This is a genomic window from Stenotrophomonas sp. YJH_SMC_79 (assembly GCF_059367995.1).
The window spans coordinates 39,937-55,117 of record NZ_JCAFRK010000001.1 but is presented as its reverse complement, the minus strand read 5'-3'; the positions used below and the strand labels follow the sequence as shown (position 1 = coordinate 55,117).

Sequence of the window (15,181 nt, the reverse complement as noted above, 5' to 3'; positions counted from 1 at the left end):
TGAATTCAATAGAAGATGGGAATGAAAATCAGGAACTGTGATCGACCGCATCTGCGTTAAGTAAGGTCAAAAGCGTCACTACACTTCGCCAACACATCGCTTTCGCGCTACCGTGACGTAGCCACGACGGGACATGCACATGGCACCATCGCAGGACACGGACGAAGATGTCGGCTTGCTGCGGATCGGCCTGTTCTTCGACGGCACCCGCAACAACGCGCACAACCTGGCGCGCGGTCGCCCGCAGGTCCCGCAGCCGCGGCCGGCGCAGCTGCGCGCGGATGATGATTCGACCTACCAGAGCCGGCTGACCAGCAGCTACGACAACGGCCTGACCAACATCGCGCGCCTGCAGCAGCTGTATCCGGACAGTCGCCGTAATGCGGTGGCCGCGCCCTCGCTGTCGATCTATATCGAAGGCGTGGGTACCCGCGATGATGCCGACGACGATCTGATCGGGCTGGCCTTCGGCATCGGTGCCAGCGGCGTTCGTGCGAAGGTCCAGCGCGCGCTGCAGGTGCTGCTGCCGGCGGCACTGGCCGAGCTGTCCGCACGCTGGCAGCGACCGCTGCAGGGTGTGCAGCTGGACCTGTTCGGTTATTCACGCGGTGCTGCTGCCGCACGTGACATCGCCCACCAGTTGCAGGGCTGGAACAGCGCGCGCTGGCGCCAGCTACTGCAGGGCGCCGGCCTGTCCTGTACCGCGAACTTCGCCCCCGCCACACCGGTGCTGCGCTTCATCGGACTGTTCGACACCGTGGTCGCAGTCAATGGCGGCCGCGCCGATGAGCAGCCGCAGCTGGCCCTGCACAGCGGCATCGCCGGTCGCGTCGTGCAGCTCACTGCACGCGATGAACATCGCCAGCACTATCCGCTGACCAGCGTGGCACCGCCGTTCACCGAGATCGCCCTGCCCGGCGTACACGCCAACATCGGTGGTGGTTACAACCAGCTGGAGGAAGGCCCAAAGCTGCTCAGTCGTCCACGCCGGCAACAGCTGCGTCGGCCAGCAGTGGCTGACTACCAGACGCCACCGCTGGCCCTGCTGCAGGCGACCACGGTCTACGCTGAAACACAGGCCGATGCCGAGCGCTGGCGGCAGCAGCTGGGCGTTGGGGAAAAAGAGATCTGGGTGGATGTCTGGCACCAGTGGCAGCAGCAGCGTCGTGCCGGCAGCCGCAGCGTGCTGCTGTCACCGGTGCTGTACGTGACCGCCGCAGTGGTACTGCGCAGACGCATCGACTGGCGCTACCAGCTGATCGCACTGCAGGTGATGCAGCAGCAGGCCATCGAGGCCGGCGTGCAATGGACCGCCAATGCCGCCGAAGTTCCCGGCTGGGAGCTGCCGTCGGCCCTGCAGCCGATCGCGCGGCGGCTGGTGGACGGACAGGCATTGACCCAGACCCAGGAAGCATTGCTGCGGCGGCGCTACCTGATGCAGTCGGCACACTGGAATTTCGATGCGTTGGGCGACACCGCACTGACCTACGCCGCCGATGCCGGCGTCAGCGAACTGCCGTACCGGCCGGGTCCCGGCTTGTTCTACATCAACCGGCCGACGGTGGATGGCAAGCGCGTGGTGTTGCCAAACGCCTGAAAAAGGGGACGGAGGGGATCAAGTGGTTTGTGCCACAAACGACTTAATCCCCTCCGTCCCCTTTTCTTCAACCGGCCTGCTCGACCAGGTTGGCGAGCTCATCCGCATCGAAACCGGCCAGCAGGCGCGCTTCCATGTTGAACGGCCCGTGCAGGTAGCCGCCGGCGTACTCCACCAGCAGTTCCTTGAAACGTGCGCGCGGCTCGACGCCGGCGCGGTCGCAGTACCAGCGGTACCAGCGCGAACCGGCAGCCACATGTGCCACTTCCTCGCGCAGGATCACTTCCAGCACATCGGCGGTCTCGCCATCACCGACGTTGCGCAGCTTCTCGATCATGCCCGGGGTGACGTCCAGGCCGCGCGCTTCCAGCACGCGCGGCACCAGTGCCATGCGTGCCAGGCCATCGTGCGCGGTCTTTTCGCACATTTCCCACAGGCCGTTGTGCGCGGGGAAATCGGCGTAATCGTGGCCGTGTGCCTGCAGGCGCTCGCGCAGCAGCATGAAGTGCCGCGATTCGTCGTCGGCACAGCTGACCCAGTCGGCATGGAACGCCGGCGGCAGGCCACGGAAGCGGTACACCGCATCCCAGGCCAGGTCGATCGCGTTGAGTTCGATGTGCGCGATGGCGTGGATGAAGGCAGCACGCCCTGCCACGCCCCCCAGCCCGCGCCGGGGTACTTCGCGCGGATGCACCAGCACCAGCTGCGCCGGACGGCCCGGCATGCAGATCGGCTCCGGCGGCGGCACATCGGCCGCGACCTTCAGGCGGCCGGCGCGGAACGCAGCAGCGTAGGCCTGGGTCAGCGCAACCTTGCGCAGCGGGTCGGCTTCAGCCAGGCACTGCTGCGCCGCGCGCAGCAGGTCGCCTCCAACGTCGGGCACGTCAACCACGCTTGGACCTCAGGCGCGGCGCTTGTGCTTGGCATCGTCCGAACGCAGCTGCTGGATGCGCTCGAAGTAGCCCGGCTCGATACCGGTCGGGTAGTGGCCGTTGAAGCACGACGAATCGAAGTTGCGCAGCGCCGGGTTGCCCTCGCTCACCGCCGCTTCCATGTCTTCCAGATCCTGGTAGATCAGCCAGTCGCAGCCCAGGTGGGCTTCGATCTCTTCCACGGTGCGGTTGTGCGCGACCAGTTCCTCGGCCGCCGGCATGTCGATGCCGTAGATGTTCGGGTAGCGCACCGGCGGCGCCGCGCTGGCCAGGTAGACCTTGCGCGCGCCCGCGTCACGGGCCATCTGCACGATCTGCTGGCTGGTGGTGCCACGCACGATCGAGTCGTCCACCAGCAGCACCACACGGTTGCGGAACTCCAGGTGGATCGGGTTGAGCTTGCGGCGCACCGACTTCACGCGTTCGCCCTGCCCCGGCATGATGAAGGTGCGGCCGATGTAGCGGTTCTTGATGAAGCCTTCGCGGTACTTCACGCCGAGCACGTTGGAGATCTCCAGCGCGGCATCGCGCGAGGTGTCCGGGATCGGGATGATGGTGTCGATGTCGTGATCCGGGCGCAGGCGCAGGATCTTCTCGCCCAGCTTGATGCCCATGCGCATGCGCGCCTTGTGCACCGAGACGTTGTCGATCATCGAATCCGGGCGCGCGAAGTACACGTACTCGAAGATGCACGGGGTGTGCTCGGCCGGCTCGGCGCAGATCTCCGAGAACAGCTCGCCACGCGCGGTGATCACCAGTGCTTCGCCCGGCTGCACGTCGCGCACGCGCTGGAAGCCCAGCACGTCCAGCGCGGCCGATTCGGAGGCCACGATGTACTCGTCGCCCTCGGCATGGCTGCGCTTGCCCAGCACCAGCGGACGGATGCCATGCGGGTCGCGGAAGGCAACCAGGCCCAGGCCCAGCACCACGCTGACCACCGCGTAGCCGCCCTTGCAGCGGCGGTGCACGCCGGCCACGGCACGGATGGCCGCTTCCGGGCTGAGCTGGCGCTGCTGTTCCAGTTCGTAGGCGAACACGTTCAGCAGCACTTCGCTGTCCGAATCGGTGTTGACGTTGCGGCGGTCCTGCTCGAACACCTGCTGGCGCAGCGCTTCGGTGTTGATCAGATTGCCGTTGTGGGCCAGCGCGATGCCGTACGGCGAATTGACGTAGAACGGCTGCGCCTCGTCCATGCCTTCCGAACCGGCGGTCGGGTAACGCACATGAGCGATGCCGACGCTGCCTTCCAGGGTGGACATGGTGCGGGCATCGAACACATCGCGGACCAGGCCGGTGGCCTTCTGCACGCGCAGGCGGCTGCCATTGGCGGTGGCGATGCCCGCCGCGTCCTGGCCACGGTGCTGGAGGACGGTCAAGCCGTCATACAACTGCCCGGCGACGTTCTGGTTGCCGACGATTCCGACGATGCCACACATGGTGCGAGGTCTCCGCTGGGCTGTGCCCAGTTACAAGGAAGGTGGCCGTGCCTGGCCGCGGTGGTCGCCGCGCCTGCGGTCGACATTGGCCGGATCGCCCGGCTCGATACTGTCCGGCAGTGCTGGGGCGTCCGGACGCACTTCGGCCGGATCGTAGGAATCGCCCTGTTCCGCTTTCGCAGGCCGCAGCCATCCGCTGCCTGCCACTACCTGGTTGAGGATGCCATTATCGCCTGCCGCGCCCGGCTTTCCCAACCCGGCGCCTGCGTTCTTGCCCAACTCCATCAATGCAGATGGGGACAGCGCGTCGGTCGGCAAGGCCTTGGGCAGCAGATCGGCCCCGGGAACCTCCCAGTGCGGCAGCTTGCTGTTCATCCAGGCAACGGTGGGGTTCAGCAGTGGGCGCACCGCCGAACGCTGCCAGGAAGGCTCGGCAGTCAGCGGGGTGAAACTGCCCAGCAGCAGCAGGATCGCGGCGATCAGGCCGCCACGGACCACGCCCAGCACGCCACCCAGCAGGCGGTCCAGGCTGGTCAGCATGCTGCGGTGGACCAAGGCCTTGATGACCATGCCGACCACGGCGACCACGATCATCACGCCGATGCCCACCCCCAGGTAGCCACCGACGAAGTGTTCGCCACCGGGGGCCGCCGGGGCAGCCCACCAATGGGCAGCATCATTGCCGAAGGCGAAGGCCGCCCACGCGGCCAGCAGCCACGACAGGGTGCCGATGACGATTCCCACGAAGCCGCGCAGCATCCCCAGCAAGGCCGAGGCGGCGATCACGATCAGCAGCACCACGTCGATCATGGCGCCCCGCTCCTTCGGCGGCGCTGGCAACGGGGCTGCGCGTGGGTCATGGGTGCGGTCGCACCATGCCGGCCACGCCGACCTTGGCGGCGACCTGGGCCTTCAGCTGCTCGGCATCGGCGCGGTTGGCCACCGGCCCGACGCGGACGCGATGCAGAGTGCCCTTTTCAGTGCGCACCTGCTCGACAAAGGCGCTGAAACCAGCGGCGCGCACCTTGTCGCGCAGGGCGTTGGCATCGTTGGCCTGGCCGAACGCGCCCAGCTGCACGGCAAAGCCGACGCCGCTGGCCGCCGGTGCTGCTGGCGTGGTCGGGGCCGTTGCCGGCTTGCTGGCGGCATCCGGCTTCGGCTCCGGCTTCGGGGTTTCGGGCTTCGGCGCCGGCTTCGGCGGCTCGGGCTTGGCAGCCGGAGCGGTCGTTGCGGTCGGCGTACTCGGCGGCAGGCTTTCGCTGCGCACCGGGTTGCTACCGGCCGACGGCGCGGTGGCTGCGGACGGGGTGCTGGCGCTTGGCGTGGCCGCTGCCGGGGTGGCGGCCACCGGGGCGCTGCTGGCCGCTGCGGCATCCAGGGTGATCACTTCAGCCTTCACATCGGCACGGATCTTCACCGCCTGCAGGCGGGCGGCCTCGGCCTGTGCGCGGTCGGCGTACGGCCCCACGCGCACGCGCCATGCCTGACGGCCATTGATGGTGGCCGTTTCAGCGAAGCCCGGCAGCTGCGAGCGCTTCAGGTAGGCGATCACTGCGTCGGCATCGGCCTTGCTGCCGTAGGCACCGAAGGTGACCGCATAGTTGCCGGCGGCAACCGCCGGCGAGGTGTCGACGGTCGGCGGTGTGGCAGGTGCCGCGGCATCCGCAAGCGGCTTGGCCTGGCCGGTCTGCAGCCCCGTGGCGCCGCCCGCAGGGGCCACCAGCGGCAGTTCACGGGTTTCGAACTGGCCATCGGCCGGTGCATCCGGCGCGGCGATCGGCACATTGGCGACGCCGCTGTCCGGTGCAGGTCCCTTGACCAGCATCGGCAGGAAAATCACGGCCAGTGCCACCAGCACGATGGCACCAATCAGACGCTGTTTCAGAGGCGTATCCACGTGAGGCAGGCAACTGTCCGGAGATTGCCATCGATTATACGGGTGCCGGACCGGACGGCGTCGGCGTTGGCTGAACGCGGATCAGGCATCGCCCTGCAGCATCTGCAGGGCCGCTGCGGCGGTATGGAAGGAGCCGAACACCAGCACGCGGTCGCCGCGCTCGGCCTGGGCCAGCACCTGCGCCAGTGCCTGTTCGACGGTATCGGCCAGCTGCGCCTTGGCCGCGGCCGTGCCGGCCAGGCGCGCCTGCAGCTGGGCGGCGCTCTGCCCACGCGGGCCATCCAGCCCAGCCAGGATCCATTCGCCCACCACATCCTGCAGCGCCTGCACCACGCCCACCGCGTCCTTGTCCTGCAGCGCGGCGTACACCGCCAGGGTGCGTCCGGCCGAGACCTCGGCCTTCAGCGTGCGCGCCAGCTGGCCCGCCGCCTGTGGGTTGTGGCCGACATCCACGCGGATCTGCACGCCCTCCCGCTCGAATGCCTGCATGCGGCCGGAAATGCGTGCTGCCGCGATACCGGCAGCCCAGGCCGCGCGCGGCACCGGCTTGTCCAGCGCACGCATCGCAGCGATGGCGGCACCCGCATTGGCCAGCTGGATCGGGCCGGCCAGCGCCGGGGTCGGCAGCTCCATGCGCAGGCCGACATCACGCCAGCGCCAGCGCTGGGCATCGATCGGTTCGTAGAAATAATCGCTGCCGCCGCGGATCGCGTTGGCACCCACCAGATAGGCACGCGCCAGCACGCTGGACGGCGGATCGGTCTCACCCAGGATCACCGGCTTCCAGCCGCGGATGATGCCGGCCTTCTCGGTGCCGATCGCTTCGCGGTCCTCGCCCAGCCACTCGGCATGGTCGATGTCCACGGTGGTGATCACCGCCACGTCGGCGTCGACGATATTGACCGCATCGAGGCGGCCGCCCAGGCCCACTTCCAGTACCGCCAGGTCCAGCCCGGCGTCGGCGAACAGCTGCAGCGCAGCCAGCGTGCCGTACTCGAAATAGGTCAGCGTGATTTCGCCACGCGCGGCCTCGATGGCGTTGAACGCGGCGACCAGCGCCGCATCGTCCACGTCCTGCCCGTCGATGCGCACGCGCTCGTTGTAGCGCAGCAGGTGCGGCGACGTGTAGGCACCGACCTTCCAACCGGCAGCACGGCCGATGGCCTCGATGAAGGCCACGGTGGAGCCCTTGCCGTTGGTGCCACCGACCACGATGGTGCGCGTGGCCGGCGCGCCCAGGCCCATCGCCGTGGCCACGGCGCGCACGCGCTCCAGGCCCATGTCGATGGTCGCCGGGTGCTGGCGTTCAATGTAGTCCAGCCAGTCGGCCAGGGTGGTCGGGGTGTTCGTCACGGCAGCGGTTCCAGCAGAAGCAGTTGATGCGGGGGATGGATCAGAGGGCGCGGTGCTTGGCTTCGCCGAAGAACGGCGTGTGGTGGGCGCAGTCGTTCAGGCGCACCACTTCCAGGCTGTCCAGGTCGGCGCCTTCGAGCAGGTTGAGCGTGGTCGGTGCCTGGCGGAAGGTCCACAGGCGGGAGATCGGCAGGCCCAGCACCTTGCACAGGATCACGCGGTTGACCGCGTCATGGGCGACCACCAGCAGGGTGTCGTGCTCGCCGAGGCCTTCGGTGGCGCGCGCCAGCCCACGCCAGCTGCGCTCCAGCACCAGGCGCAGCGATTCACCGCCGGGCATCAGCACGGTATCGGGTTCCTCGCGCCAGGCCTGCAGGCGCGACGGATCCTTTTCGTTGATTTCGCTGGCCAGCAGGCCCTCCCACTCGCCGTGGGCGATTTCCTGCAGCTCCGGCTCGGTCAGCAGCATGTCGGCACGGGCGGCACCGAGTGCCAGCTGCGCGGTGCGCTGCGCGCGCGACAGCGGCGAGGCGACGGCACGGGTGATGTCGACCGAGGCCAAGCGGGCACCCAGTGCCTGGGCCTGGGCTTCACCGATCGGCGAAAGCGGAATATCGATCTGGCCCTGGTAGCGGCCTTCGGCGTTCCACGGCGTTTCGCCGTGGCGGGCAAGCAGGATGCGCATGCGTGCAAGGGGTCCTGGGGGGAGGAGGTTTCCGCGTTTCGTTCACATCCTGTGAAGTACGCGGAACACGGATGATACCTGTTCGGCGCACCGGGCCGGGCCGGGCCGGGCATGAAAAAACCCCGCGACGTGGGTCGCGGGGTTTCAGGTTTCCTACGGATTCCGCCGGGCATGGCCCGGCGCTGCCGGAGGCGGCCAGTAGAGCCACGCCATGCGTGGATAGACCGCCAGCGACCGCAAACGGATCATTTCGCCAGGTTCAATTCCTTCAGCAGCTGCGGCGCCGGCGCCACTTCCTGCATGATCCACTGCATGTAGCGGCTGTCGACGGCGATCATGCGGGTCATCACCGGGTCGAACACCCAGTTGGAGCTGACCGATTCCCAGTTGCCGTCGAATGCCAGGCCGACCAGCTTGCCATTGGCGTCCAGCACCGGCGAACCCGAGTTGCCACCGGTGATGTCCAGGTTGGACAGGAAGTTCACCGGCACCGAACCAATGCGTTTGTCTTCCAGGCCGCCGTAACGCTTGGCCTTGACCGCATCGAGCAGCGCCTTCGGCGAATCGAACGGATCCTCACCGGTTTCCTTCGCCGCCACGCCTTCCAGGGTGGTGAACGGGGTGTACTTCACGCCGTCCTTGCCATAGCCCATGACGTTGCCGAAGGTGATGCGCAGCGACAGGTTGGCGTCCGGGTAGACGAACTCACCCTGGCTCTTCTTGTAGTCGGCCACGGCCTGCAGGTACAGCGGACGTGCGGTCAGCGATTCGCCTTCGCGGATCTTCTTCTGCTCTTCCTGCTTCAGCAGTGCCGGCATGACAGCCACGGCGTACTGGATGGCCGGATCGCTGCTGGCTTCAAACGCGGCACGGTCGGCCTTGAACCACTTCAGGCGGGTGTCCAGGCTGCCCAGTTCGGTACCGCCCAGCTTGGCCACCAGCGACTTCACCGCAGCAGCATCGCTGCCGGCCAGCCACTTGTTCAGCACTTCGTTGTCGCGCTGTGCGGCCGGCAGGGCCACGTACTGGTCCAGCCAGTAGGTCTGCAGCTGCTGGTCCATCTTCGCCACGTAGCGACGATCCATCTGCTTCAGGCCACCTTCGATGGTGGTCAGGTCGCGCTCCTGGTAACCGGCTTCGCGCTCGGCATCCGGCTTGCTGCGCTCGATCGACAGGCGGTACAGGGTGATCGCTGCGCCAACGGCCGAAGTGTTGTTGAACTGACCGACGAACAGGTCGCGTTCGCGGGTCGACTTGCTGGTATCCAGATGCTTGAGCAGCTGCGCGTGTGCAGCCAGGGCCGGCTTGCCGGCAGCGCCCTGCTTTTTCAGCCAGGCCAGCACGGCGGCTTCCTCAGCCTGCTTCTGGCCAGCGGCGTCGATGCGCTTGAAGCCTTCCAGCTGGCCCAGGTAGTTCTTGGCCACGTTGTTCATGCTGGCCGCGGTGGCGGCGTACTTCACCTTGACGTCGGCGTCGGCCTTGCCGGCATCGGCGATCATCTTCAGCACCGCGTTGTAGTGCTTGGCGATGGTCGGGTAGGTGAAGCTGGCGGTTTCGTTGAACTCACCAGCCAGGGCATAGCGGTTGGTGCGGCCCGGGTAGCCGGCCACCATCACGAAGTCGTCGGCGCCCAGCGGCTGGTCGGCGAACTTCAGGAAGTGCCTGGGCTGGTACGGCACGTTGTCGGCGGTGAAGGCGGCCGGCTTGCCGTCCTTGCCGACGTAGGCGCGGTAGAACGAGAAATCGCCGGTGTGGCGCGGCCACATCCAGTTGTCGACGTCGCCGCCGAACTTGCCGACGCTGCCCGGGGGCGCGTAGACCAGGCGCACGTCCTTGATTTCCATGTTGCGGAACAGGCGGTAGGTATTGCCGCCGGAGAAGCTGTACAGGCGGCAGCGGAAGCCGGCATCGGCTTCACAGGCGGCGACCTGGGCCTTGTCGAAGGCGTCCAGCGCGCGGCTGCGGGCCAGCGGGTCGTTGCCGGCGCCGGCGATGGCGGCCTTGGCCTGGGCGGTGACGTCGGTGATCTGGTCGAGCACGAACACGCGGGCGTTCGGGCCGGCACTCAGCTCGTCCTTCAGGGTCGGCGCGTTGAAGCCGTCCTTGATCAGGTTCTTCTGCGCGGTCGAATTCAGCTGGATGGCGCCATACGCGCAGTGGTGGTTGGTGACCACCAGGCCCTGCGGCGAGACGAAGCTGGCGGTGCAGCCGCCGAGGGCGACGACCGCGCCCATCGGGTCGCCGGTCAGGTTGGACAGCTGTTCCGGGGACAGCTTCAGGCCGGCCTTCTGCAGCGGGCCGGCGATTTCCGGCAGCTGCTGCGGCACCCACATGCCTTCAGCGGCATGGGCGACCTGGGCCAGCCCGAGGCTGGCGACGATGGAGAATGCAAGCAGGTTCGAGCGCATGGAGCGGCCCCTGGTAGTGGAACCCTCGATTGTAGCCCGCCGCCCTGCCCCGCCCCGAACCCCGGAAGTCATGGGCCGGGCGCACCGATGCCCCGGTAGCAGCCAACCTTGGTTGGCACCCGCGCATCCACCGGGCATGGCCCGACGAGCACAGCGGCCACGTTCGAAACGCCCGCCGGCGCACGCCTTTCGTTCCGCCACGGCACCCGCAGCGCAACATGGGAAATCCGCGCGGCACCCTATAATCCGCGCTTTCCCCCTGATGAGTTCCACCCCGATGGCGCAGCAAACGATGAAGGCCCTGGTCAAGCGCGAAGCGGCCAAGGGCATCTGGCTGGAAGAAGTTCCGGTTCCGACCCCGGGCCCGAACGAGGTCCTGATCAAGCTGGAGAAGACCGCGATCTGCGGCACCGACCTGCACATCTACCTGTGGGACGAGTGGAGCCAGCGCACCATCAAGCCGGGCCTGACCATCGGCCACGAGTTCGTCGGTCGCGTCGCCGCACTCGGCTCGGCAGTGACCGGCTACGAGATCGGCCAGCGCGTCTCGGCCGAAGGCCACATCGTCTGCGGCCACTGCCGCAACTGCCGTGGCGGCCGCCCGCACCTGTGCCCGAACACCGTCGGCATCGGCGTCAACGTCAACGGCGCCTTCGCCGAATACATGGTGATGCCGGCCAGCAACCTGTGGCCGATCCCGGACCAGATCCCGTCGGAGCTGGCTGCGTTCTTCGACCCCTACGGCAACGCCGCGCACTGTGCGCTGGAGTTCAACGTGATCGGCGAGGACGTGCTGATCACCGGTGCCGGCCCGATCGGCATCATCGCCGCCGGCATCTGCAAGCACATCGGTGCGCGCAACGTGGTGGTGACCGACGTCAATGATTTCCGCCTGAAGCTGGCCGCCGACATGGGCGCCACCCGCGTGGTCAACGTGGCCAACCAGTCGCTGAAGGACGTGATGAAGGAACTGCACATGGAGGGCTTCGACGTGGGCCTGGAAATGAGCGGCAACCCGCGTGCGTTCAACGACATGCTCGACTGCATGTACCACGGCGGCAAGATCGCCATGCTCGGCATCATGCCCAAGGGCGCCGGCTGCGACTGGGACAAGATCATCTTCAAGGGCCTGACCGTGCAGGGCATCTACGGCCGCAAGATGTACGAGACCTGGTACAAGATGACCCAGCTGGTGCTGTCCGGCTTCCCGCTCGGCAAGGTGATGACCCACCAGCTGCCGATCGACGACTTCCAGAAGGGCTTCGACCTGATGGAAGAAGGCAAGGCCGGCAAGGTGGTCCTCAGCTGGAATTGATCCGGCACACGGCGACGCCGGGCATGGCCCGGCGCTACCGAAACGAGAAAGGCGCCCATTGGGCGCCTTTTTCTTTGGTGTTGCCGGCCAGCGGCCGGCACTACCCGTAACGCCTGCGGCGTTATTTGCCGACGGCCACGCTCAGCATCACCCGGCTGTGGGCCAGCTTGCCGGAGTTGTCACGGCCGTTGCCGTCGGTGCCGTAGTAACCCAGGCCGACATTGAACAGGCCGAACTGGCGCGCGACGCCGACGTTCCAGTCGGTGTAATCCTTGGCGATGCCGTCCTCGAAGGTGCTGCGACCGACATTGGCATTCAGGGTGAAGTCCTTCGGCAGGCCCCAGCTGCCGCCCAGGCCGAAGTACCAGCCATCGGTGCTGCTGTTCCAGACATCGTTGGTGTAGGCCACCGTCAGCTTGTAGGTGTCATCCAGCGTGGTGGTGGTGATCAGCTCGTTGTAGTTCTGGTGGCTGGACTTCAGGTAGGTGTAGCGGTTCAACAGCACATCGACGTTGACGCGCTCGGTGACATCCACGCCATAGCCGATCAGGTAGTCGACCTCGGTCTTCGGGTCACCCGTACCAAAATCCACGCCCGAGCCCCACACGCCGGCATACAGGCCAACCGGGCTGGTGTAGGTGAAACCGGCCTGCAGGGTCGGATCCTCGTCGGTCTGCGACACACCACGGAACAGGTAATCGGAAACGGCGGTGACGTTCCAGCTGTACGGCGATTCGTTTTCCTGGGCGCTGGCGGCGAACGGGGCGGCCAGGGTCAGGGCAGCGGCAATGGCGAGGCAGGCACGGGCGTGCTTCATGAGCGTCTCCGGTGGGGGCGGTGGCGTGGAAGGCGGGGAGCGGGCGTAGCGGCCGGAGCGGGACAGCTCCGGTTCACGAATTTTTAACCAGTTTGCTATTGCGATGCAACATGTGCCGGCCGTGGCGATGCCCGGCCCGGGCCGGTCGGCAGGCGGCGATGCCCGGTAGAATCAACGGTTTCCCCGTTCAGAGCCGTGCCCACGCCATGACCGACGCCTCCTCCGCCCTGACCCGCCACTACGCCGAGGAACTGGACGCCATCCGCGCCCAGGGCCTGTTCAAGTCCGAGCGGATCATCACCAGCCCGCAGTCGGCCGAGATCACCCTCGACGACGGCCGCAAGGTGCTGAACTTCTGTGCCAACAACTACCTGGGCCTGGCCGACCACCCGGACCTGATCCAGGCCGCCAAGGATGCGCTGGATACGCACGGCTTCGGCATGGCCTCGGTGCGCTTCATCTGCGGTACCCAGGACCTGCACAAGCAGCTGGAGAAGCAGATCGCCGACTTCTTCGGCAAGCAGGACACCATCCTGTACGCCGCCTGCTTCGATGCCAACGGCGGCCTGTTCGAACCGCTGGTCGGCGAGAATGACGCGATCATTTCCGATGCACTGAACCACGCCTCGATCATCGACGGCGTGCGCCTGTGCAAGGCCAAGCGCTTCCGCTACGCCAACTGCGACATGGCCGACCTGGAAGCCCAGCTGCAGGCCGCCGATGCCGCCGGCTGCAAGACCAAGCTGATCACCACCGACGGCGTGTTCTCGATGGACGGCTTCATCGCCCCGCTGGACGAGATCACCGCGCTGGCGAAGAAGTACAACGCGCTGGTGCACATCGACGAATGCCACGCTACCGGCTTCCTGGGCGCCACCGGCCGTGGCTCGGCTGAAGTGAAGGGCGTGCTGGAGAAGATCGATATCATCACCGGCACCCTGGGCAAGGCCATGGGTGGTGCGCTGGGTGGCTTCACCTGCGCCAGCGCCGAGGTGATCGAACTGCTGCGCCAGCGTTCGCGTCCCTACCTGTTCTCCAACTCGCTGCCGCCGCACGTGGTCGCCGCCGGCATCAAGGCGTTCGAGATGCTGGCCGCCGCCGATGACCTGCGCGACACCCTGGTGGAGAACACCCGCCACTTCCGCGAGAAGATGGTCGCCGCCGGTTTCGACGTGAAGCCGGGCGTGCATCCGATCAGCCCGGTGATGCTGTACGACGCACCGCTGGCGCAGAAGTTCGCCGAGCGTCTTCTGGAAGAAGGCATCTACGCGATCGGCTTCTTCTTCCCGGTGGTGCCCAAGGGCCAGGCCCGCATCCGTACCCAGATCAGTGCCGCGCACACCCGCGAACAGCTGGACCGCGCAATCGATGCGTTCACCCGCATCGGTGTCGAGCTGGGCGTGATCAAGGGTTGATCATGGCCGGGGTCGGATCCCTTTCCTGCGGAAAGGGCTCTGACCCCACCGGTCAAGGCGTGTCGACCAAGGTCGACACCCACAGGCATCACTTCTTTTTCTTCTTGCCCTTCGGCTCGTCCTTGCTGGCCACCACCACCGGCTTGGCGGCAGCGTCCTGGCCGTTGCCCTTGGCAACGCGGATGCCGTTGGCCTTCATCCAGGCATCAAATTCATCGGCGGTCATCTTCTTGTCGCCGTTGCTCATCAGGAAGCGGTAGCTGCCGCGACCATCCAGTTCCGGCGTCTTCACTTCCACCACCGGGGTTTCGGCCGGCGTTTCCGCCTTGGCCACCTTCTTGTGGCCACCACAGGCGGTCAGCAGCACCATCGGCAGCAGCAGGCCTGCGCAGCGCAGGGTTTGGTTGAGGGTCGGGTGGTACATGGGCAGGCTCCGTTCGGGAAATTCAGCAACCAGGCGCCCCCTACGCCTGGAACGGTGGCCGGCAGCTGCCGGCCGCGGGCGATGATCAGCCCGGTGCAGCGGCCCCCAGCCGCTGCTGGTCACTGACCTCCAGCACCCGCCACTGCCCCTTGCCGAGATCGCCGAGCTGCAGCCCACCGATCGCGACCCGAACCAGGCGCAGCACCTGCAGGTCGAAGGCCGCCAACAGGCGGCGGATGTGGCGATTGCGGCCCTCGTCGAGGACCACCTCCAGCCACGCGGTCTTGTCGCCGCTGCGCAGCACGCGCACGGCCTGGGCGACGAGGAACTCGCCCTCGTCCTCGACACCGGCGCGCAGCGCAGCCAGGGTGTCCTCGTCGGGCAGGCGGTCCACCTGCACGTGGTAGGTCTTCTGCGGACCCGTTTCCGGATCGGTCAGGCGCGCGGCCCACTGCGGATCGTTGCTGAACAGCAACAGCCCCTCGCTGGCCTTGTCCAGACGCCCGACCGGCGCGATCCACGGCAGCCCTGCACCATCGAAGCAGCGGTAGACGGTGTCGCGGCCACGCTCGTCCTGCGCGGTGGTCACCACCCCGCGCGGCTTGTTGAGCATCAGGTACAGGCGCTGCGGCGCGCCCATCGGCTGGCCATCGACCTCGATCGGCGGCGCCGGCTGGCCAATCGGGAACTCTGGATCCCGCACGATGCGGCCGGAGACGCGTACGCGGCCCTCGGCGATCCAGCGCGCGGCCTCGCTGCGCGAGCACACGCCGGCCTTGGACAGCACGCGCGCCAGGCCATGACGGACACCGGCGGCTGTGGCACCGGGAGTCGCACGCCCACGCGATGCGTGGGAGCGGGCGGCGGGGGCGGCAGGCGGGCGGCGCGTGCGCAAGCCTCTG

The 15,181-nt window shown here is 67.3% G+C and carries 13 protein-coding genes; 3 read left to right on the top strand and 10 right to left on the bottom strand.

Annotation, left to right across the window (positions count from 1 at the left end):
• Positions 1–139 precede the first annotated feature (139 nt).
• Positions 140–1,597, top strand: a complete 1,458-nt coding sequence (locus tag AC5P57_RS00305) for a T6SS phospholipase effector Tle1-like catalytic domain-containing protein (protein WP_099551273.1) — start codon at positions 140–142, stop codon at positions 1,595–1,597.
• A 67-nt stretch (positions 1,598–1,664) separates the two neighbouring features.
• On the opposite strand, the gene AC5P57_RS00300 is transcribed toward AC5P57_RS00305, so the two are convergent.
• The 7 genes from AC5P57_RS00300 to AC5P57_RS00270 form a co-directional block, all read right to left on the bottom strand.
• Positions 1,665–2,489: a ferritin-like domain-containing protein gene (locus AC5P57_RS00300; RefSeq protein ID WP_099551274.1), complete on the bottom strand. Its 825-nt coding sequence runs from the start codon at positions 2,487–2,489 to the stop codon at positions 1,665–1,667.
• Positions 2,490–2,498: 9 nt separating this feature from the next.
• Complete coding sequence (gene purF / locus AC5P57_RS00295; protein WP_005408246.1) at positions 2,499–3,965, bottom strand: amidophosphoribosyltransferase; 1,467 nt, start codon at positions 3,963–3,965, stop codon at positions 2,499–2,501.
• 30 nt (positions 3,966–3,995) lie between these two features.
• The gene (locus tag AC5P57_RS00290; RefSeq protein WP_099551275.1) at positions 3,996–4,775 is read right to left on the bottom strand and encodes a CvpA family protein; all 780 of its coding nucleotides are present in this window, start codon (positions 4,773–4,775) and stop codon (positions 3,996–3,998) included.
• A 46-nt stretch (positions 4,776–4,821) separates the two neighbouring features.
• On the bottom strand, positions 4,822–5,862 hold the full coding sequence (locus AC5P57_RS00285) for an SPOR domain-containing protein (RefSeq protein WP_099551276.1): 1,041 nt from the start codon (positions 5,860–5,862) through the stop codon (positions 4,822–4,824).
• A gap of 81 nt (positions 5,863–5,943) precedes the next feature.
• A complete protein-coding gene (gene folC, locus AC5P57_RS00280) occupies positions 5,944–7,215 on the bottom strand; it encodes a bifunctional tetrahydrofolate synthase/dihydrofolate synthase (protein WP_099551277.1) in 1,272 nt (423 codons plus the stop codon).
• A 40-nt stretch (positions 7,216–7,255) separates the two neighbouring features.
• Positions 7,256–7,900, bottom strand: a complete 645-nt coding sequence (locus tag AC5P57_RS00275; protein ID WP_010483945.1) for a histidine phosphatase family protein — start codon at positions 7,898–7,900, stop codon at positions 7,256–7,258.
• Between the two features lie 245 nt (positions 7,901–8,145).
• On the bottom strand, positions 8,146–10,308 hold the full coding sequence (locus AC5P57_RS00270; protein WP_495219407.1) for a S46 family peptidase: 2,163 nt from the start codon (positions 10,306–10,308) through the stop codon (positions 8,146–8,148).
• 292 nt (positions 10,309–10,600) lie between these two features.
• On the opposite strand from AC5P57_RS00270, the gene tdh reads away from it, so the two are divergent.
• Positions 10,601–11,623, top strand: coding sequence for an L-threonine 3-dehydrogenase (gene tdh / locus AC5P57_RS00265; RefSeq protein WP_010483949.1), 1,023 nt, complete (start codon positions 10,601–10,603; stop codon positions 11,621–11,623).
• Positions 11,624–11,744: 121 nt separating this feature from the next.
• Here tdh and AC5P57_RS00260 read toward each other — a convergent pair whose 3' ends face one another.
• The gene (locus tag AC5P57_RS00260; protein ID WP_099551279.1) at positions 11,745–12,440 is read right to left on the bottom strand and encodes a TorF family putative porin; all 696 of its coding nucleotides are present in this window, start codon (positions 12,438–12,440) and stop codon (positions 11,745–11,747) included.
• Positions 12,441–12,646: 206 nt separating this feature from the next.
• On the opposite strand from AC5P57_RS00260, the gene kbl reads away from it, so the two are divergent.
• Positions 12,647–13,855 carry a glycine C-acetyltransferase gene (kbl, locus tag AC5P57_RS00255; protein ID WP_099551280.1) on the top strand — a complete coding sequence of 403 codons (1,209 nt, stop codon included), beginning with the start codon at positions 12,647–12,649 and terminating at the stop codon, positions 13,853–13,855.
• 88 nt (positions 13,856–13,943) lie between these two features.
• Here kbl and AC5P57_RS00250 read toward each other — a convergent pair whose 3' ends face one another.
• Positions 13,944–14,279 carry a hypothetical protein gene (locus AC5P57_RS00250; RefSeq protein ID WP_005412356.1) on the bottom strand — a complete coding sequence of 112 codons (336 nt, stop codon included), beginning with the start codon at positions 14,277–14,279 and terminating at the stop codon, positions 13,944–13,946.
• 85 nt (positions 14,280–14,364) lie between these two features.
• Entirely contained in the window at positions 14,365–15,174 is an 810-nt protein-coding gene (locus AC5P57_RS00245) for a pseudouridine synthase (protein ID WP_142807330.1), read from the bottom strand.
• Positions 15,175–15,181 lie beyond the last annotated feature (7 nt).

Excerpts from the sequence above, each read along its gene's own strand:
- AC5P57_RS00305 (WP_099551273.1), top strand. The coding sequence starts at position 140 with ATGGCACCATCGCAGGACACGGACGAAGATGTCGGCTTGCTGCGGATC.
- purF (WP_005408246.1), bottom strand. The coding sequence starts at position 3,965 with ATGTGTGGCATCGTCGGAATCGTCGGCAACCAGAACGTCGCCGGGCAG.
- AC5P57_RS00290 (WP_099551275.1), bottom strand. The coding sequence starts at position 4,775 with ATGATCGACGTGGTGCTGCTGATCGTGATCGCCGCCTCGGCCTTGCTG.
- AC5P57_RS00275 (WP_010483945.1), bottom strand. The coding sequence starts at position 7,900 with ATGCGCATCCTGCTTGCCCGCCACGGCGAAACGCCGTGGAACGCCGAA.
- AC5P57_RS00270 (WP_495219407.1), bottom strand. The coding sequence starts at position 10,308 with ATGCGCTCGAACCTGCTTGCATTCTCCATCGTCGCCAGCCTCGGGCTG.
- tdh (WP_010483949.1), top strand. The coding sequence starts at position 10,601 with ATGAAGGCCCTGGTCAAGCGCGAAGCGGCCAAGGGCATCTGGCTGGAA.
- AC5P57_RS00260 (WP_099551279.1), bottom strand. The coding sequence starts at position 12,440 with ATGAAGCACGCCCGTGCCTGCCTCGCCATTGCCGCTGCCCTGACCCTG.
- kbl (WP_099551280.1), top strand. The coding sequence starts at position 12,647 with ATGACCGACGCCTCCTCCGCCCTGACCCGCCACTACGCCGAGGAACTG.
- AC5P57_RS00250 (WP_005412356.1), bottom strand. The coding sequence starts at position 14,279 with ATGTACCACCCGACCCTCAACCAAACCCTGCGCTGCGCAGGCCTGCTG.